The 17570-nt window shown below is 65.7% G+C and carries 17 protein-coding genes; 9 read left to right on the forward strand and 8 right to left on the reverse strand.

What is annotated here, in order from left to right:
• From AC07Z7_RS22340 to AC07Z7_RS22350, 3 genes are all read left to right on the forward strand, one after another.
• On the forward strand, nt 1-466 hold a 466-nt coding region (locus AC07Z7_RS22340; protein ID WP_494767709.1), incomplete at its 5' end, for a sulfatase-like hydrolase/transferase.
• 56 nt (nt 467-522) lie between these two features.
• Nucleotides 523-963, forward strand: coding sequence for a hypothetical protein (locus tag AC07Z7_RS22345; RefSeq protein WP_494767710.1), 441 nt, complete (start codon nt 523-525; stop codon nt 961-963).
• A 272-nt stretch (nt 964-1235) separates the two neighbouring features.
• Entirely contained in the window at nt 1236-1391 is a 156-nt protein-coding gene (locus AC07Z7_RS22350) for a hypothetical protein (RefSeq protein ID WP_494767711.1), read from the forward strand.
• Nucleotides 1392-1412: 21 nt separating this feature from the next.
• Here the strand turns inward: AC07Z7_RS22350 and AC07Z7_RS22355 are convergent, their stop codons facing one another.
• Nucleotides 1413-2312 carry a LysR family transcriptional regulator gene (locus AC07Z7_RS22355; RefSeq protein ID WP_494767712.1) on the reverse strand — a complete coding sequence of 300 codons (900 nt, stop codon included), beginning with the start codon at nt 2310-2312 and terminating at the stop codon, nt 1413-1415.
• An 86-nt stretch (nt 2313-2398) separates the two neighbouring features.
• On the opposite strand from AC07Z7_RS22355, the gene AC07Z7_RS22360 reads away from it, so the two are divergent.
• A complete protein-coding gene (locus AC07Z7_RS22360) occupies nt 2399-3457 on the forward strand; it encodes a sodium-dependent bicarbonate transport family permease (RefSeq protein ID WP_494767713.1) in 1059 nt (352 codons plus the stop codon).
• A 154-nt stretch (nt 3458-3611) separates the two neighbouring features.
• Here AC07Z7_RS22360 and AC07Z7_RS22365 read toward each other — a convergent pair whose 3' ends face one another.
• Nucleotides 3612-4778 carry a PA0069 family radical SAM protein gene (locus AC07Z7_RS22365; RefSeq protein ID WP_494767714.1) on the reverse strand — a complete coding sequence of 389 codons (1167 nt, stop codon included), beginning with the start codon at nt 4776-4778 and terminating at the stop codon, nt 3612-3614.
• Between the two features lie 298 nt (nt 4779-5076).
• On the opposite strand from AC07Z7_RS22365, the gene AC07Z7_RS22370 reads away from it, so the two are divergent.
• The gene (locus AC07Z7_RS22370) at nt 5077-6261 is read left to right on the forward strand and encodes a diguanylate cyclase domain-containing protein (RefSeq protein ID WP_494767715.1); all 1185 of its coding nucleotides are present in this window, start codon (nt 5077-5079) and stop codon (nt 6259-6261) included.
• A 70-nt stretch (nt 6262-6331) separates the two neighbouring features.
• Here the strand turns inward: AC07Z7_RS22370 and AC07Z7_RS22375 are convergent, their stop codons facing one another.
• The gene (locus tag AC07Z7_RS22375; RefSeq protein ID WP_494767716.1) at nt 6332-7231 is read right to left on the reverse strand and encodes a LysR family transcriptional regulator; all 900 of its coding nucleotides are present in this window, start codon (nt 7229-7231) and stop codon (nt 6332-6334) included.
• A 66-nt stretch (nt 7232-7297) separates the two neighbouring features.
• Here AC07Z7_RS22375 and mdlC point away from each other — a divergent pair, with 66 nt between their 5' ends.
• The 4 genes from mdlC to AC07Z7_RS22395 all read left to right on the forward strand — a co-directional run bounded on the left by mdlC (nt 7298) and on the right by AC07Z7_RS22395 (nt 11155).
• Entirely contained in the window at nt 7298-8896 is a 1599-nt protein-coding gene (gene mdlC, locus AC07Z7_RS22380; RefSeq protein WP_494767717.1) for a benzoylformate decarboxylase, read from the forward strand.
• An 86-nt stretch (nt 8897-8982) separates the two neighbouring features.
• Nucleotides 8983-9984: a Bug family tripartite tricarboxylate transporter substrate binding protein gene (locus AC07Z7_RS22385; protein ID WP_494767718.1), complete on the forward strand. Its 1002-nt coding sequence runs from the start codon at nt 8983-8985 to the stop codon at nt 9982-9984.
• Nucleotides 9985-10083: 99 nt separating this feature from the next.
• Entirely contained in the window at nt 10084-10497 is a 414-nt protein-coding gene (rnk, locus tag AC07Z7_RS22390; protein WP_063462866.1) for a nucleoside diphosphate kinase regulator, read from the forward strand.
• A 268-nt stretch (nt 10498-10765) separates the two neighbouring features.
• Nucleotides 10766-11155: a hypothetical protein gene (locus AC07Z7_RS22395; protein WP_063462943.1), complete on the forward strand. Its 390-nt coding sequence runs from the start codon at nt 10766-10768 to the stop codon at nt 11153-11155.
• A gap of 28 nt (nt 11156-11183) precedes the next feature.
• Here AC07Z7_RS22395 and AC07Z7_RS22400 read toward each other — a convergent pair whose 3' ends face one another.
• The 5 genes from AC07Z7_RS22400 to AC07Z7_RS22420 form a co-directional block, all read right to left on the reverse strand.
• The gene (locus tag AC07Z7_RS22400; RefSeq protein ID WP_494767719.1) at nt 11184-12302 is read right to left on the reverse strand and encodes an acyltransferase family protein; all 1119 of its coding nucleotides are present in this window, start codon (nt 12300-12302) and stop codon (nt 11184-11186) included.
• Nucleotides 12303-12472: 170 nt separating this feature from the next.
• A complete protein-coding gene (locus tag AC07Z7_RS22405; protein WP_494767720.1) occupies nt 12473-13606 on the reverse strand; it encodes an ABC transporter substrate-binding protein in 1134 nt (377 codons plus the stop codon).
• 253 nt (nt 13607-13859) lie between these two features.
• Nucleotides 13860-14813: an NAD(P)H-dependent flavin oxidoreductase gene (locus AC07Z7_RS22410; protein WP_094287148.1), complete on the reverse strand. Its 954-nt coding sequence runs from the start codon at nt 14811-14813 to the stop codon at nt 13860-13862.
• A gap of 133 nt (nt 14814-14946) precedes the next feature.
• Nucleotides 14947-16737 carry an acyl-CoA dehydrogenase gene (locus AC07Z7_RS22415; RefSeq protein WP_494767721.1) on the reverse strand — a complete coding sequence of 597 codons (1791 nt, stop codon included), beginning with the start codon at nt 16735-16737 and terminating at the stop codon, nt 14947-14949.
• Between the two features lie 78 nt (nt 16738-16815).
• The coding region (locus AC07Z7_RS22420; protein ID WP_494767722.1) for an electron transfer flavoprotein subunit alpha/FixB family protein at nt 16816-17570 on the reverse strand (755 nt) is incomplete at its 5' end.

Here is a 17570-nt window from a genome sequence, read left to right on the forward strand (position 1 = left end):
GTTCCTGCCCGAATGCACCTCCACCGCGCTGCAGGAATGCGAGCGCCAGCAGGTGGTGAACGCCTATGACAACAGCATCGTCGAGACCGATGCCTTCCTCGACGCGGTCATCCAGTGGCTCTCTGCGCGCGGCGGCAAGGCACAGACCGCCATGATGTACGTGGCAGACCACGGCGAATCGCTGGGCGAAAACAACCTCTACCTGCACGGCCTGCCCTACAGCATCGCGCCTGACGTACAAAAACACGTGCCCTGGATCACCTGGCTCTCCCCCGCCATGCAGGCCCGCACCCACATCGTCACCGGCTGCCTGCAGCACGACCTGGCCGAGCGGCGCATCACCCACGATCACTACTTCCACTCGGTGCTGGGCCTGATGGACGTGAAGACCGGGGCGTACAGCGTGGGGCTGGATATGTTTGGGGGGTGCAGGCAGGGGGTGGGGGCCGGGATTGGGGTGGGGTAAAGGGGCCTCGGAAGGTACACTTTTCGCTCCATCTCGCGAAGTGAAGTGTCGCCCCCATGCCCATCACCTCAGGCCACCAGTTTCTGTCCCGCACGTCCGCACTGGTCTTGGCCGGAGTGTTCACTGCCGATGCGGTCGTGAGCATGTTCGCGCCCAGCCGTCCGTACTTTGTTGCCCCTTGGCACATGGCACTTTCCATCGTATTGATAGGCGCCGCGCTGGTTGCAGCGGTGGTTTGCATGTGGCCAAAGTTGTACGCCCCGGCAAGGACCCGGATGCGCTGGAAAATCGCGTTCTGGATGCTGTGGCTCGCAAGCGTGGCGTCGCTCGCCCCGGCTGTGCACTTTCACCTGTCGCAGGCCAACTACCCTCCCCTGGTTCGGCTGCTTTCTTTCATTTCTTCGGTATCGGTGATCATGTTTATCCTGCTTCACCTCCTCAAGATACCGTTGCAAGACACCCCGAATGCAGGTGCAAGCCTCCACGACGAAACCTAACGGAGCGCGAGGGTTCCCAACAAAGACCTCGCTCCCGCCAACGCCAAATCTCGCCAGCACGCCCAACGCCCATGAACCACGCCTGCCCCCATTGCCAGCGGTCCCTGCGGTGGTTGCCGGTCCTCCAAGCAAAGGGCGGGGCACTTGTAGGGAAGCGGTGGGAGCCGTTCCAGCAGTGTCCCCGCTGTGGCGGAACCATTCTCTCCAACCTGCCGCCCCGCAGCCTGCGTGAAGAGATGGGGTGTCTGCTGTTCGTACTGGGCATTTCCGCCGTGGCCCCATTGGTTGCACCGGGACCGCAGCGCTGGCTGCTGTGGGGAGCCGTGGTGCCCGTGCTGGTGTTTGTGATCTACCGCGAGGCCACGAGAGATCGGGCGACCAAGACGCACCCGCGCTGGCTCGCGGGCGAGCCAGAAAACGAGTCGTAACGCGACACGCCTCCGGCAGGCCTATCCCCGCCCCATCCACCCCTCCACCTCCCCCATCAAGTGCCCGCGAAACACCTCCGCAATCGGTGACAGCTGTTTGCCCTTGGGCCAGACCAGGTGCCATTGCGAGCGGATGGGAAAGCCCACTACGTTGAGCACGGCCAGGCCCTCGTGGTGCGGGCCCAGTGCGTGGAGGGAGACGATGGAGAGGCCCAGCTGCCCCTCCACCGATTCCTTGATGGCTTCGTTGCTGCCCAGCTCCAGCACGGTGCGGGGCGCAAAGCCCGCCTCGCGCAGGTGCGCGTCGGTGGCCATGCGGGTGCCCGAGCCTTTTTCTCGCAGGATGAAGCGCTCGGCCTGCAGCTGCTCCAGCCTGATGCGCTTTTTGGCCGCCAGCGGATGGCCTGCGGGGGCGATGACGACCAGGGGGTTGGGCATGAGGATCTCGTCTTCCAGCGGCAGGTCGGCGGGCGGCATGGACATGACGTAGAGGTCGTCCTGGTTGGCGCGCAGGCGGCCGATGACGTGGTCGCGGTTGAGCACTTCGAGCGAGATGTCGATGTGCGGGTGCAGCTTGCAGAAGCTGCCCAAAAGGCGCGGCACAAAGTATTTGGCGGTGCTGACCACGGCGACCTTGAGGCGCCCGCTGGTCAGGCCCTTGGCGCCCGCAATGCGCTGCTCGAACGCGTCCCACTCGCCCGCGATGGCGCGCGCGGTGCGGGCCAGGGCGTGGCCCGCTTCGGTGAGGTGCACGCGGCGCGAGATGACTTCGTACAGCGGCAGGCCCACGGCCTGCGTCACCTCGCGCAGCTGCATGGAGGCGGTGGGCTGCGTGACGTGCATGACCTTGGCGGCCGCGCTGACGCTGCCGGTTTCGGCCAGCGCCAGAAAAAGCCGCAGCTGGCGAAAGGTGATGTTCATAGATTTTTATCTATAGATATGCACATTCGAATCGATTTTACTTTGCACCCTGCGCTGCATAGCATTGGCGCCCAAGGAGTTGAATGATGCAAAGCTTGCTGGATCCAGCGATCCTGTTTTTTGCCCTGGGCATTTTTGCGGGCCTGGTGCGGTCCAACCTGGAGATGCCTGCGGCGATCTCGAAGTTCTTGTCCATCTACCTGTTGATGGCGCTGGGCCTCAAGGGCGGGTTTGCGCTGGCGGCGTCGGGCTTCACGCCCAGCGTGGCGACCAGCCTGGGGCTGGCGGTGCTGCTGGCCATCGTGGTGCCGCTGGTGGGCTACGCGCTCTTGCGGCGAGTGCTGTCGGGCTTCAATGCGGCGGCGGTGGCAGCCACCTATGGATCGGTGAGCGCGGTGACGTTTGTGACGGCCACGCAGTACCTGGAGTCGCAGCACATCGCCTACGGCGGCCACATGGCGGCGGCGATGGCGCTCATGGAGTCGCCCGCCATCATCCTCGCAGTGCTGCTGGCCAATGCGCTGCGGCAAAAGCAGCAGGCGGTGGCCGTGGCCACTAGCGCCGCACCCGTGGTGGCGATGACCAGCGGGGGTGCCGCCACGCTGGGTGGTCACGGCCCGGGCAACGTCAGTGGGAAGAGCGGCCCGCACCTGTCGGTGGGCAAGATCCTGCACGAGTCGTTCACCGATGGCACGCAGTTGCTGCTGCTGGGCGCGATGCTGATTGGCCTGCTGACGGGCGATGCGGGCAAGGCGGCCATGCAGCCGTTCTCGGGTGATCTGTTCAAGGGCATGCTGTGCCTGTTCTTGCTGGACATGGGCCTATCGACCGCACGCAACCTGCCTGCGGTGCGCCAGCAGTCGCCCTGGCTGCTGGCCTATGCGGTGCTGGGCCCCATCACCCACGCCACGCTGGCGCTGGGCCTGGCCTGGCTGGTGGCGGTGCCTGCAGGCGATGCGGTGCTGCTGATGATGCTGGCAGCCAGTGCCTCGTACATCGCCGTGCCTGCGGTGGTGCGCTATGCCATCCCCGAGGCCGACCCGTCGCTGTATGTGAGCCTGTCGCTGGGGCTGACGTTTCCGCTCAACATCGTGCTGGGCATTCCGCTGTACACGCAGGTGGTGCAAAGCCTGTGGGCCGTGTGAGGGGGCGATGCATACAGCCCACACGTGGCCCCCTGGCGTGCGCTTGCGAAGCCTGGCTCAATAGCTATCATTTAGATAGCTATTGAGGCATACTGGACGGGCGGAAACGGCCATTTTTATTCAAACTTTCATCCCACCGCGCCACACAGCCGGGTCAGAACAGGCTGCTTTGCCCCCGCAGCAGTCCGGGGCGGAACTGGCCCAGGTCCAGCTCCACGCGTTCGCGGTTCAGGCCCAGCCTGCGGCAAGTGGTGGAAAAACGCTGGTGCACCAGGTCGGCCCACAGGCCGGTGCCTTTCATGCGGGTGGCGAAGTCGCTGTTGTAGGTCTTGCCTGCGCGGCGCTCGGCGTCGCTGAGGTGGTGCAGGTCTTGCACACGGGCCATCACGCGCGCGGCGCGCTGGGGGTAGTGCACCTGCAGCCATTCGCGGAATAGCGTATCCAGCTCCCACGGCAGGCGCAGCACGGTATAGAAGGCACTGCGCGCACCTGCCTCGCGCGCGGCCTCCAGCACCTGCTCCATGTCTTCGGTGATGAAGGGGATCTGCGGCGCCACGCTCACGCCCACGGGCACACCCGCCTCGGCCAGCGCGCGGATGGTGCGCAGGCGCCGGTGGGGCGCGGCGGCACGGGGTTCCATGCGGCGGGCCAGGGTGGCGTCGAGCGTGGTGATGGTGACGTACACCGCAGCCAGGCGCTGCGCGGCCAGCGGGGCGAGCAGGTCCAGGTCGCGCTCCACGCCGCTGGACTTGGTGATGAGCGAAAACGGGTGGCGCGCGTCGCGCATCACCTCGATCACGCTGCGGGTGAGCTTCAGCTCGCGCTCCACGGGCTGGTAGCAATCGGTGGCCGAGCCAATGTTCAACAGGCGCGGCACATAACGCGGCTGGGCCAGCTCGTGCCGCAGCACGCTGGAGATGTTGTGCTTGGCCACGATCTGCGTTTCAAAGTCCAGCCCGGGCGAAAAGTTGAGGTAGCTGTGCGTAGGCCGGGCGTAGCAATAGATGCAGCCGTGCTCGCAACCCCGGTAGGGGTTGACCGAGAGTTCAAAGAAGATGTCCGGCGAATCGTTGGCGCAGATGGCGCTGCGCGCTGTTTCGAGGTGCACGCGGGTGGCGGCGGGGGTGGCTGGGACATCGCCTGCACCGTCCTCATCACCAGGCGGCTGGCCCCAGCCGTCGTCGGCCACCTCGCGCGTGTCGCGCGCAAACCGGTGCGCCAGGGCCGTGGCCGCACCCCGGCCACGGATGGCCTGCAGCGGGATGCGGACCTCTTCGGGCGGTGCGGGGATGTCGGACTTGTCTGTGAAGGTGCGGGGCATGGCTGCTTGCCTCCGTGTAGGGCGTGTCTGCGGGGCTCCAGCGCTGCAAATTTACTGGATAAAAAAACAGTATATTAAAACCGCTCCACGGGATCGGCAACGTGGCCGAAACTCTGGGTTTGCGAACACCTGCAACGGTATTGACCCTGAAGACAGGTTGCAAAAGGTAACGCGATACTTCCACTCAGTGGTCTGCCAGCCCGTGAATGCGCAGCGCGGCAGCAGCGCAGCAGCAACACAGCCAACTGGAAAGACAACACAGACGCCGACATCCCCGCTGAGCAACGGAGCACCCAAAATGCCAAGCGAGATCGTCCACACCATCGGCTGTACCGCCTACTCTGTTTTTGCGATCCTGTTCCTGTGGATGAGCAGGGTGCCCCGAACCAACTCCGGGCCGGGCTGGTGGGCAGGGGCCATGGCATTCGCCCTGGCGGCGCGCCTGGCTTATCAGCTGTTGCTTGACCAGACGGACCTGGCGGAGGCTGTTTTTGCCTATGCCGCCTTGGTCGCCGTAGAGAAGACACTGCTTGCCATCGGTCTGGTGGAGTTCCTGGGGCTGAAGCTGCGGCACCGCTGGTTCTGGGGTGCCTTGTTGCTGGCCGAAGCATGGGTGGTGATCGGGTGGCTGTCTGACATCCAGCCCATTGCCCGCAGCGTCGGTCTGGCGGTTTTCAATGCAGGCTTCCTCGGCTATGTCGCATGGACGGCCTTCAGGCACCGCAGCGAAATACCCCACCACCTTCTGCTGCTGACAGCGGCGGCCAGTGCGATGCTGCTAGTGCATTGGATGTCGGCTTTCCTGATCTTCCAAGCCTTTCCCAACTGGCGCGTAACGGGGTTTTTGCTGGGGACGGTGCTGGTGCTGGTGCAATACCTGTCGCTGCTGGCCGCCGTGTTGGCGGAGTTTCAGCGGAGGCTGGTGCAAGCGGAGGCCAACGCGCTGGACATGGCGTTTCAGGATCCCCTGACTGGTTTGAACAACCAGCGCTACATGAACACCCTGTTTGAAAAGGCCCTGGTGCTGGCCAACCGGCCTCACCAATACTCCGCCGTCATCTTCATCGACCTGGACAACTTCAAGCCCATCAACGACCTTGCAGGCCACCATGCCGGTGATGAGGTGCTGCGGACGGTCGCGAATCGGCTGCGACGATGCACACGCAGCACGGATATCTGTGCCCGCATCGGAGGCGACGAGTTCGTGGTGATCTGCACCCAGCTGGAAGCCACAGAGCAGGTCGGAGACATTGCCACCAAGTTGCTCGGAGAACTGATTGCACCGATTGCGGTCGAGGACAAGCGCTTCGTGCTTGGCGCAAGCATTGGCATCAGCCTCTACCCCATCCACGGCAACAGCCTGGCGGAACTGCTTGAGCATGCGGACAAGGCCATGTACCAGATAAAACGCTCGGGAAAAAACGGCTACCGGATCTACTCAGACCAACCAAGTCAGACAGCGGCGGGGCCTGCAGATCGCTGACGGTCTTGAACGGTTGGGTTCTGCGAACCTGCCCCTGCCCCGCGGACGCTCGCGCCGCACCGGCCCTGCTTCACTCCTTGAACAGTCGCTCGATCAGGCCGCGCATCCACTGGTTGCCGGGGTCGCTTTCAAAGCGGCGGCTCCAGTGCAGCGACACGGTGAAGTCGCGCAGCGGCAGCGCGGGCTCGATCAAGGTGTAGCCCCCGTCGGCCGCAAAGGTGCGCGCAATGTTGCGGGGCATGACCACGGCCAGGTCTGTGGCGCGCACGATGGCGGGCAGCACCATGAAGTGTTCGGTGGTCAGGCGGATGCGGTCCTGCAGCTGCTGCATCTCCAGGATGCGCAGGGTGTCCGAGTGGGAGCGCACGGCCACAAACTCCAGCTGCCGCAGGGCGCTGAGCAGTGCGGGGCCGCCGCGCCTGGCGGCCGCGAAGGGGTGGCCTGCGCGCAGCAGCACCACGTAGCGGTCCTGGAGCAGCTGCACACGCTGCGTGTCCTTCACCGTGGGCAAAAAACCAAAGGCGAAGTCGATGGCGCCGCTGTCCAGCCGCTGCGGGATCTCGTGGCGCGGCACCGGCAATGTCTCCAGCCGCACGCCGGGCGCCTGGTGCTGCAGCGCCACCATCAGGTCGGGCAGAAAGCGGCCTTCGCCAATGTCGCTCATGTGGATGCGGAAGACCTTGTGCGACTGCAACGGCTCGAACTGGGCAGACTCGTTGAGCGCCTCTTCCAGCAGGCCCAGGGCGCTGCGCACGGCGTTGGCCAACCGGTCGGCCTTGGGGGTGGGCTGCACGCCACCGCCTGCACGCACAAACAGCGGGTCTTTGATGAGCAGGCGCAGACGCGTCAGCGCCTGGCTGGCAGCGGGCTGGGTCAGTTCCAGCAGGTCGGCGGCGCGGCTCACATTGCGTGTGCGGTAGACCGCATCGAACAGCCGCAGCAGGTTCAGGTCGATGTCCTTGATATGCATTGTGCAAATACCGCTTAGTCATTTCATTGTATTGATGGATGAAGCAAGCCCCCCGAAGATGGCGGCATGCCTTCTGACGAAACCCCTTTGCCCACCGTGCGTGAGGCCGTGCTGGACCTGCTGCGCGGCTTTCACATCAACACCATCTTCGGCAACCCCGGCTCCACCGAGCTGCCGCTGTTTCTCGACTTCCCGCCGGACTTCCGCTACATCCTGGGCCTGCAGGAATCGGTGGTGGTCGGCATGGCCGACGGCTACGCCCAGGCCACGCACAACGCAGCCTTTGTGAACCTGCACTCGGCCGCAGGCGTGGGCCACGCCATGGGCAACATCTTCACGGCGCACAAGAACCGCACGCCCATGGTCATCACGGCCGGGCAGCAGGCGCGCTCCATCCTGCCGTTCGACCCCTTCCTGTTCTCGGGCCAGGCCACCGAGCTGCCCAAGCCCTACGTGAAGTGGAGCATCGAGCCCGCGCGCGCCGAAGACGTGCCCCTGGCCATCGCCCGCGCCTACTACATCGCCATGCAGCAGCCGCGCGGGCCGGTGCTGGTGTCCATCCCCGCCGACGACTGGGACAAGCCTTGTGAGCTGCTGCAGGCCCGCACCGTGAGCACCGAGTCGCGCCCCGAGCCCCGTGTGCTGCAGGCCATTGGCGATGCGCTGGACGGCGCAAAGCGCCCCGTGTTTGTGGTGGGTGCCGCCGTAGACCGCGACCGCGCCTGGGACGATGTGCTGGCGCTGGCCGAGCGGCACAACGCCGCCGTGTGGATCGCGCCCATGTCCGGCCGCTGCGGCTTTCCGCAGGACCACCGCCTGTTTGCGGGCGTGCTGCCCGCCATGCGCGAGAAGATCGTGGCGCTGCTGGGCGGGCACGACCTGGTGTTTGCGCTGGGCGCCGCCGCCTTCACCTACCACGTGGAAGGCTTTGGTCCGCATGTGCCGCCCGGGGCGCAGCTGGTGCAACTGATCGACGACCCGGGCACGGCCGCCTGGACACCCGAAGGCACCTCGGCCGTGGGCAGCGTGCGCCTGGGGGTGCAGGACTTGCTCGCGCGCCCGGCGCCTGCAGTGCGCGCCCTGCCCCCACCCCGCGCCGCGCGGCCACGGGCCGAGGCTTCAGCGCCTGGTGCATTGATGAGCGTTCCCTATGTGATGCAGACACTGGCCGAGGTGCGCGATGCAGCGTCCATCGTGGTGGAGGAAGCCCCCAGCTCGCGCGCCGCCATGCACGCCTACCTGCCCATTTTGCAAAGCGAGACCTTCTACACCATGTGCAGCGGCGGCCTGGGCTATGGCCTGCCCGCCGCCGTGGGGGTGGCGCTGGCCAAGTCTGATCGCAAGGTCATCGGACTCATCGGCGACGGCTCGGCGATGTACTCCATCCAGGCGCTGTGGAGCGCGGCGCAGTTGCAGCTGCCCATCACCTTCATCATCCTGAAGAACCGGCGCTATGCAGCCCTGCAGGAGTTCGCCCCCACCTTCGGCTTCCACGAGGGCGACAAGCTCGAAGGCACCGACCTGCCCGACCTGGACTTCCTGGCGCTGGCGCGGGGCCAGGGCTGCGACGCCGTGCGCGTGAGCGATGCCAGCCAGCTGGCGCCGGTGCTGCGCGAGGCGCTGGCGCACCCCCGCGCCATTCTGGTGGAGGTGGATGTCGCCTGAGAAGGTGTGAACAAACCCACCATGCCTTCCAACTTTTTTGTTCATTGCACAAGACCCGGCACACCCGGGCTTTACCGGAGACACGCATGCATTCCTATCCCCCACGCTCCAAGCGCCACCTGCTGGGCGCGCTGGCCCTGGCTGGCATGGCCTTCAGCCTGCTGCTGCAGCCCGCCCAGGCCCAGACCGAGGCCTGGCCCGGCAAGCCGATCAAGGTGATCGTGAACTTCCCCGCAGGCGGCGCGGCCGACCAGATTGCGCGCGCAGTCACCGTGCCGCTGCAAGCTGCGCTGGGCCAGCCCGTGGTGGTCGAGAACCGGGGCGGCGCGGGCGGCAACATCGGCGGCGAGGCGGTGGCCAAGGCGCCGGCCGACGGCTACACCCTGCTCATGAGTTCGGGCGGCATGGTGTCGGTCAACCCGCACCTGTACCCCAAGATGCCGTTCGACCCCGCCAAGGACTTGGTGCCCGTGGCGGCGGCTGCGCGGGTGCTGGTGTTCCTGGAGGTGCGGCCCACGCTGCCGGTCAACAACATCCAGGAGTTCATGCAGTACCTCAAGGCCCACCCCGGCAAGCTGAGCTTTGGCACGCCGGGCAATGGCAGCTCGCCACACCTGGCCGCCGAGATGCTCAAGGCCCAGGCCAATGTGTTTGCCGTGCATGTGCCCTACCGGGGTGCTGCCCCCGCCATGCAGGACCTGCTGGGCGGGCAGGTGGATTTCATGTTCGACCCCGGCATCGGACTCCAGCACGTGAAGGCGGGCAAGCTCAAACTGTTGGCGGTGGGCAGTGCCAAGCGCTCGCCCCTGTTCCCGGATGTGCCCACGCTCGATGAGGTGGGTCTCAAGGGTTTTGATGCCGACACCTGGTTTGGCTTTTATGCTCCCGCAGGCACGCCGCCCGAAGTGGTGGCCCGCCTGAACCGCGAGATCAACAAGGTGCTGGCCACCACCGCCGTGAAGGACCGCATCACCGCGCTGGGTGGCGTGCCCGCGCCGATGTCGCCCGCCGACTTCCACGCACGCGCCGCCATCGACAGCACACGGTTTGGCGCACTCATCCAGGCCCGCAACATCAAGGGCGACTGAACGCCGCCCACGCAGCCCCGAATGCCCGCGCGCGGCAGTGCGAGATTCGCGATGGACTACAGTCCCGCGCTTTGTCACAACCATCCCAGAGGTACTGCCATGGCGCGCAAGCCCCAGATCATCCTGTCGTCACTCGACGTTGACCGCATCGAGGCCCTGCTGGCCGCGATTCCGGCCAGCGTCTTTCCAGGCAAGGCGGATCTGCAGGCAGAGCTTGATCGGGCGGACGTGGTGCCGCCCGAGGAGATCCCGCCCAATGTGGTGACCATGAACTCGACCGTGCAGTTCTCCATCCTGGAGACGGGCAAGGAGTTCTGCCTGACGCTGGTCTACCCACGCGACGCGGACGGCACCGCAGACCGCATCTCGATCTTTGCCCCCGTGGGCAGCGCCCTGCTGGGCCTGGCGGTGGGCGACGAACTGGCCTGGCCCGGACCGGGTGGCAAGTCGATGACGGTGCGGGTGAAGGACATCCTGTACCAGCCCGAGAGCGCTGGCGAATTGCACCGGTGAATTCGGAACACCCCCCTGAGCGGCTGCGCCGCTTCCCCCCGCTCTCGCAGCGCTGCGCTCTGCGGACAGGGGGACGCAGCCCTCGCGGCGGGGCGGCCCTTGCTTGGCTGCCCTGGCCTTTGGGCGCGCCAGTCTCTGAGGTTACGGGGTAACAGGAGCCTCCTGGAGCGCTGAGCGCCGTCTGTTCCCATTGACCCCGTCTGGATGGCGTGGGTGCCATGGATTGGGGTGGTGCAAAGCGCCATGAGCCGCGACAATGGCAGCCGCCATGACCACACCGCCCGCCCAGAACACGCCAGACCTGCCCCCGTCCATCGATCAGTTCGACCCGGACTCCACCCTCGCCTTCCAGAGCCGCATGGAGCGGGCGCCCGAATGGTTCTGCTCGTTCCTCGCGGGTAACAGCCGTGAAAAGAGCCGTCTCAAGCGCGAGATGGCCACCATGAAAGGATCGGTGGTGTGGCTGGTGCAGCAGCGCCGCCAGGGCAACTGGACGGCCGATGAACGCGCCCATCTGCGCGATGTGATGCGGTCGGCATCGTCCGTGAGCCCCTACCTGTTCATCTGGGTGATTCCGGGCTCGATGCTGATCCTGCCCTTCATGGCCTGGTTTCTGGACCGGCAGCGCAAGCGGCGTGAGCGCAAGCTGCAGCGTTGAAGGGCTCTTGGCGAGCCCTCACTCAGAATCAGAACCCGTTGTTGGAGACGGCGACCAGCAGACCAGTGCCCACCAGCCCCGCCTGCCAGCGCAAGGCGGTGGACCAGGTGGGCACATGCTGCTCCACCCGCAGGTACAACAGACGCCCGGCAGCAAGGGACAGCACAAACGCCAGCAGCATGCCCAGCGCATTGGGCACCGGCGACGCAGGCCATAAATGGCTGACCACCGCGTTGACGAGCAGGCACACGGCAAAGTGCACAAGGAAGATGGAGTAGGACATCTGCCCCACGCGCACCAGCGGCGCAAAGCCCCCCCAGGCACGCACACGCTCGGACCGCAGCGCCACCACCAGGCACAGCGCTGTGACCAGCGCCACCACGATGCGGCCCCGGAAATCCATCGCCAGGGCCCCACCGCCCAGCAACACGATGGCGCTCAGCCACCCCACCGGGCTGGGCGCGCGCACGGCCCAGAAGGCCAACATGCCCAGGCCATAGGCGCCAAAGAAGTAGATGGCCCACATGTCGAGCCCCGCCATGCGGTTGAAGACCCACAGCGATGCCGCCACACCGGCCACGATGATCGCCCGGGCCAGCGCAGCCCCGTGCCGCTGCGCCCACGCCCCCGGCAGCGCCCGAACGCCCGCCCAGACAAGCACGCTCAGTGCAAACAGCTGGAAGTCGATAGCCACGTACCAGACCCCGGCCGACAGGGCATCTTCATCCACGATGTCCTGCAGCAGCAGGGCATTGGCCAGCAGCTGCGCCAGGGTCGGCTCCTCGGGCACCGAAGGATGCGCCATCCAGGGCCGCACCAGTGCAGCCACCACCACGGTCAACAACAGCGCCACCGCGTAGGGCACGACCAGGCGCACAAAACGCTTGGCCACCGCATTGCCCGCATGGTCAAACCGCGCCACGCCCTGGGGCGCCAGGCTGGCGGCAGCCAGGTAGCCGCCCAGCACCAGAAACACCTGCACCGCCATGCGCCCATAGTCATACAGCCACGCCATCAGGGCCGGGGCCAAGGGCTGGGCGATGTCCGACATGGGCCCGTAGAAGGCCAGGTGGTGCCACACGATGGTGATGCACGCCATGGCCTTGACCATGTCGATCAGGGGTGTGCGGGAGGGAGAGGACGACATGGCTGCGCGGGGTCGGTAAGGTGCCGGGGTATGGAGCCTTGCCGAGGCCGGAAAGGGCCGCAACAGCAGGCAAAACCTCTATTGTCCTCTGTCGGCACGATTTATGGGCAATCGCTCTGCGCTTGGCGCGACACCCCCTATTCTGCGCAGGCCTGCGCGCGCCTCCAGACTCAGTACCGCAGGCTGCCTTCCGCATCCACGATCGCCAGCTCGACATAGGTGGAGCCGTTGTGGCTCTTGGGGGAATACTTCACGCTGAAGCGGCCGAACGAAATTTCGCCCGCGTCTTCCATGGTCTTGGTGAACGATTCGGTGGTCAGGTTGCGCCCGGTGCGCCGCAGGCCCTCCACCAGCAGGCGTGCATGCACAAACCCTTCGAATTGCGACGCAGAAGGTTGCGCGTTGGGCGACTTGGCGCGCAGCAGGCTCAGGTACTCGGCCACCACCGGGATGGTGGTGTTGCGCAGAGACGGCATGATCTGCGCGAGGATGATGCCGCGCGCCTTGTCCTTGAGTTCGCGGTTGATCACATCCAGGCTGGCGACCGAGAACCCGTAGTAGGCAGGCCGCGCGGCCGTGGCCTGCACGGCCTTGATGTAGTGCGTGAAGGTGGTCCCCGCCGTGGCCACGATCACCGCCTGCGGCTGCGCCTTTTCGGTGGCGGCGGCCGCAGCGGCAAAGTCGGGTTGTTTGGGGTCTACCTTGATTTCGGCGACGAAGGGCAGCTTTTCGTCGTCCGACGCCTTCTTCAGCTCGGCGGCCAGGGTCTTGCCCAGGCCGTCGTCCTGGTAGAACACCGCCACCCGGCTGATGCCCTGCTGGCGCATCTGCGAGACGATCCTGCTGGCTTCGCTGGCATACCCCGCGCGCACATGGAACACATAGGGATTGAAGGTTTCGCGGAACACCGATGCACCGGTGACCGGGCCGAACAGCGGCGTGCGGTACTCCTTGATCAGCGGCAGGATGGCGGCCGTCTGCGCCGTGCCCGTGCTGTTGTAGATCATGAAGACCTTGTCGGTCTCCAGCAGCTGGCGGGTGTTTTCCACCGCCTTTTGCGGATCGAAGCCGTCATCCAGCGTGGTGTAGCGGATCATGCGGCCATGCACGCCGCCTTGGGCGTTCACCGCGTCGAACATAAGCCGCGAGCCCTCGCCATATTGCGCCGTCTGCGGGCCCAACGGCCCCGACAGCACGGCCGATGCCCCGAGGCGGATCTCATCGGCGGTCACGCCCTCGTTGCGGGCATGGCCCAATCCGGTCGCGCACAAGGCCGCCAGCAGCACTACCAAAGAACGAACCATCGCGCACCCACCTTGCAAAGAATGTGCTGAACCCGCCACCAAAGCCGGCTTGCTTTGGTTATTGTTCATCACCATTATCTGCAGCCACCGGGGGCCGGTTTATGGGGGTTTGCCCTTGCGCGAAGGTGCTTGAAACGACTTCGCCCACCGTGCGCGTGACGCGCTGGGTGGGCGAAACCGGTGTCTCTCGGGCCGCCACCAGGCCATGCAACTGGCGTGGATAACGGCCGAAAAACAGAAGATCAGCGCAGCATCAGAGCTTCAGGCGCGCGCGTGCCGCCTCGTACTCGCTGCGCAGCCTGGCCACCAGCTCGGCGGTGCTGGTCACGGCGCTGATGGCGCCAATGCCCTGGCCGCAGCCCCAGATGTCCTTCCAGGCCTTCTTGGCGTCGCCGCCAAAGTTCATCTTGCTCGGGTCGGACTCGGGCAGGTTGTCCGGGTCCATGCCTGCGGCACGGATCGAGGGTGCCAGGTAGTTGCCATGCACGCCGGTGAACAGGTTGCTGTAGACGATGTCGTCCGAGCTGCCTTCGACGATGGCCTGCTTGTACGCATCGCTGGCGCGTGCCTCGTGCGTGGCAATGAAGGCCGAGCCGATGTAGCCGAAGTCCGCCCCCATGGCCTGCGCGGCCAGCACGGCACCGCCGCTGGCGATGGAGCCGCTCAGGGCCACCGGGCCATCGAACCACTGGCGGATCTCCTGGATCAGCGCAAACGGGCTCTTCACGCCCGCATGGCCGCCCGCACCGGCGGCCACGGCGATCAGGCCGTCGGCGCCCTTCTCGATGGCCTTGCGCGCGAACTTGTTGTTGATGATGTCGTGCAGCACCACACCGCCCCAGCCATGCACGGCCTGGTTCACGTCCTCACGCGCACCCAGGCTGGTGATGATGATCGGCACCTTGTACTTTGCGCAGACCTGCATGTCGTGCTCCAGGCGGTCGTTGCTCTTGTGCACGATCTGGTTGATGGCAAACGGCGCGGCGGGCTTGTCGGGGTTGGCCTTGTTGTACGCGGCCAGGGTCTCGGTGATCTCGGCCAGCCATTCGTCGAGCAGTTCGGCAGGGCGGGCGTTGAGCGCGGGCATGGAGCCCACCACACCGGCCTTGCACTGCTCGATCACGAGCTTGGGGTTGCTGATGATGAACAGCGGCGAGCCGATGACAGGCAGCGACAGGTTTTGCAGCACGGGTGGCAGTTTGGACATGGCAACAACTTCCAGGACAAGAAATTAGGATGAAATGGGCCGCTACCGCCTGATGGATATGCGCTAGCAGCTATTATTTTTATAGCACCCTGCAGCACAGGGGTGCGTCTCCTCACAGCTCGCTCGCCGCGCCTCAGAAGGCGTCCAGCGCCAGCTCGGTCACGCTGGCCGCGCCTTCCACGATGCTGTCGCGCAGGCCGGGGGCCTTCACCAGGATGTGGTCGGCATAGAACTGTGCCGTGGTGATTTTTGCGCGCATGAAGGCTTGGTCCTGTCCCTTTTGCAACAGGTCCTGCGCCACCAGCAGGCTGCGCGCCAGCTGCCAGCCCGCCACCACATTGCCCGCAAGCATCAGGTAGGGCACGCTGCCCGCAAACACGGCGTTGGGCTGGGCCTTGGTGCCACCAGCCACAAAGTCAATCACATCGAGCAGCGCCTTGCGCGCGGCCGTCAGGCGCTTGGCCACGGCCAGGGCAGCGGGCGTGCCACTGGCCAGCAGGTCGGCTTCGGTTTTTTCGATCTGCGCGGCGATGCCCTTGGCCGTCTGGCCGCCGTCGCGCGCCGTCTTGCGGCCCACGAGGTCGTTGGCCTGGATGGCGGTGGTGCCTTCGTAGATGGTGAGGATCTTAGCGTCGCGGTAGTACTGCGCAGCGCCCGTTTCTTCGATGAAGCCCATGCCGCCATGCACCTGCACGCCCAGGCTGGTGACTTCCTGGCTCATCTCGGTGCTGTAGCCCTTGACCAGCGGCACCATGAATTCGTAGAACGGCTGGTTCTGTTTGCGCGTGTCGGCGTCGGGGTGGTGGTGTGCAGCGTCAAACGCGGCAGCCGCCACCGTGGCCATGGCGCGGCAGCCTTCGGTGTAGGCGCGCATGGTCATGAGCATGCGCTTCACATCGGGGTGGTGGATGATGGGCGCGCTGGCGGCGATGCTGCCATCCACCGGGCGGCTTTGCACGCGGTCTTTCGCATACTGCACGGCCTTTTGGTAGGCGCGCTCGGCAATCGCGATGCCCTGCATGCCCACGGCGTAGCGCGCGGCATTCATCATGATGAACATGTATTCGAGGCCCCGGTTTTCCTCGCCCACCAGATAACCGACGGCACCACCGTTATCGCCGAATTGCAGCACGGCGGTGGGCGATGCCTTGATGCCCAGCTTGTGCTCGATGCTCACGCAGTGCGCGTCGTTGCGCGCGCCCAGCGAGCCATCCTTGTTGACCAGGAACTTGGGCACCACGAACAGGCTGATGCCCTTCACGCCCTCGGGCGCACCCTGCACGCGGGCCAGCACCAGGTGCACGATGTTGGCGGCCATGTCGTGCTCGCCGTAGGTGATGAAGATCTTGGTGCCAAAGACCTTGTAGCTGCCATCGGGCTGCGGCTCGGCGCGCGAACGCACCAGCGCCAGGTCCGAACCAGCCTGGGGCTCGGTCAGGTTCATGGTGCCGGTCCACTCGCCCGTCACCAGCTTTTCAAGATACGTGGCCTTGAGCTCGTCGCTGCCAGCCGTGAGCAGTGCCTCGATGGCGCCGTCGGTCAGCAGCGGGCACAGCGCAAAGCTCATGTTGGCGCTGTTGGTCATCTCGATGCAGGCCGCGCCGATGGTCTTGGGCAGGCCCTGGCCGCCAAAGTCGGCCGGGTGCTGCAGGCCCTGCCAGCCGCCCTCGCCGTACTGGCGGAATGCGTCCTTGAAGCCGGGGGTGGTGGTGACCACACCGGATTGAAAGCTCGATGGGTTCTTGTCGCCTTCGAAGTTGAGCGGAGCCAGCACGCCCTCGTTGAACTTGGCGCACTCTTCCAGCACGGCAGCGGCGGTGTCCAGGCCGGCATCTTCAAAGCCGGGGATCTGCGCGATCTGTTCGATGTTGGCCAGGTGCTCGATATCGAACAGCATGTCCTTGACGGGGGCGGTGTAGCTCATGGGGGTCTCCGGGAAATTTCGTCAAAAAAAAGGCATCGCAAGCGATGCCTTTTGTAGCGGCTATGGGGCCAGGGCGCCTTACAGCGCCTTCACCAGTTCCGGCACTGCCGTGAACAGGTCGGCTTCCAGGCCGTAGTCGGCCACGCTGAAGATCGGGGCTTCGGGGTCCTTGTTGATCGCAACGATCACCTTGGAATCCTTCATGCCAGCCAAGTGCTGGATGGCGCCCGAGATGCCGGCGGCGATGTACAGCTGCGGCGCGACGATCTTGCCGGTCTGGCCCACCTGCAGGTCGTTCGGGGCGTAGCCCGCATCCACCGCAGCGCGGCTGGCGCCGATGGCGGCACCCAGCTTGTCGGCCAGGGGGGTGATGACTTCGTCGAACTTTTCCTTGCTGCCCAGAGCACGGCCACCGGAGACGATGATCTTGGCGGCGGTGAGTTCAGGGCGGTCGCTCTTGGCGATCTCGCTGCCCACATAGCTGCTCTTGCCCCCATCGGCAGCGGCAGCGGCAGCGGCGGTTTCGACAGCGGCGCTGCCACCGGAGGCGGCAGCGGCGTCAAAACCCGTGGTGCGCACGGTGATGACCTTCACCGCGTCGCCCGATTGCACGGTGGCAATGGCGTTACCGGCGTAGATCGGGCGCTCGAAGGTGTCGGCGCTCACGACCTTGGTGATATCGCTGATCTGGGCCACGTCCAGCTTGGCAGCCACGCGGGGGGCGATGTTCTTGCCGCTAGCGGTGGCCGGAAACAGGATGTGGCTGTAGCTCGAAGCAATGGCCAGCACTTGCGCAGCCACGTTTTCGGCCAGGCCGTGGGCCAGGCTGGCAG

Source organism: Acidovorax sp. GW101-11A03, from assembly GCF_059424825.1.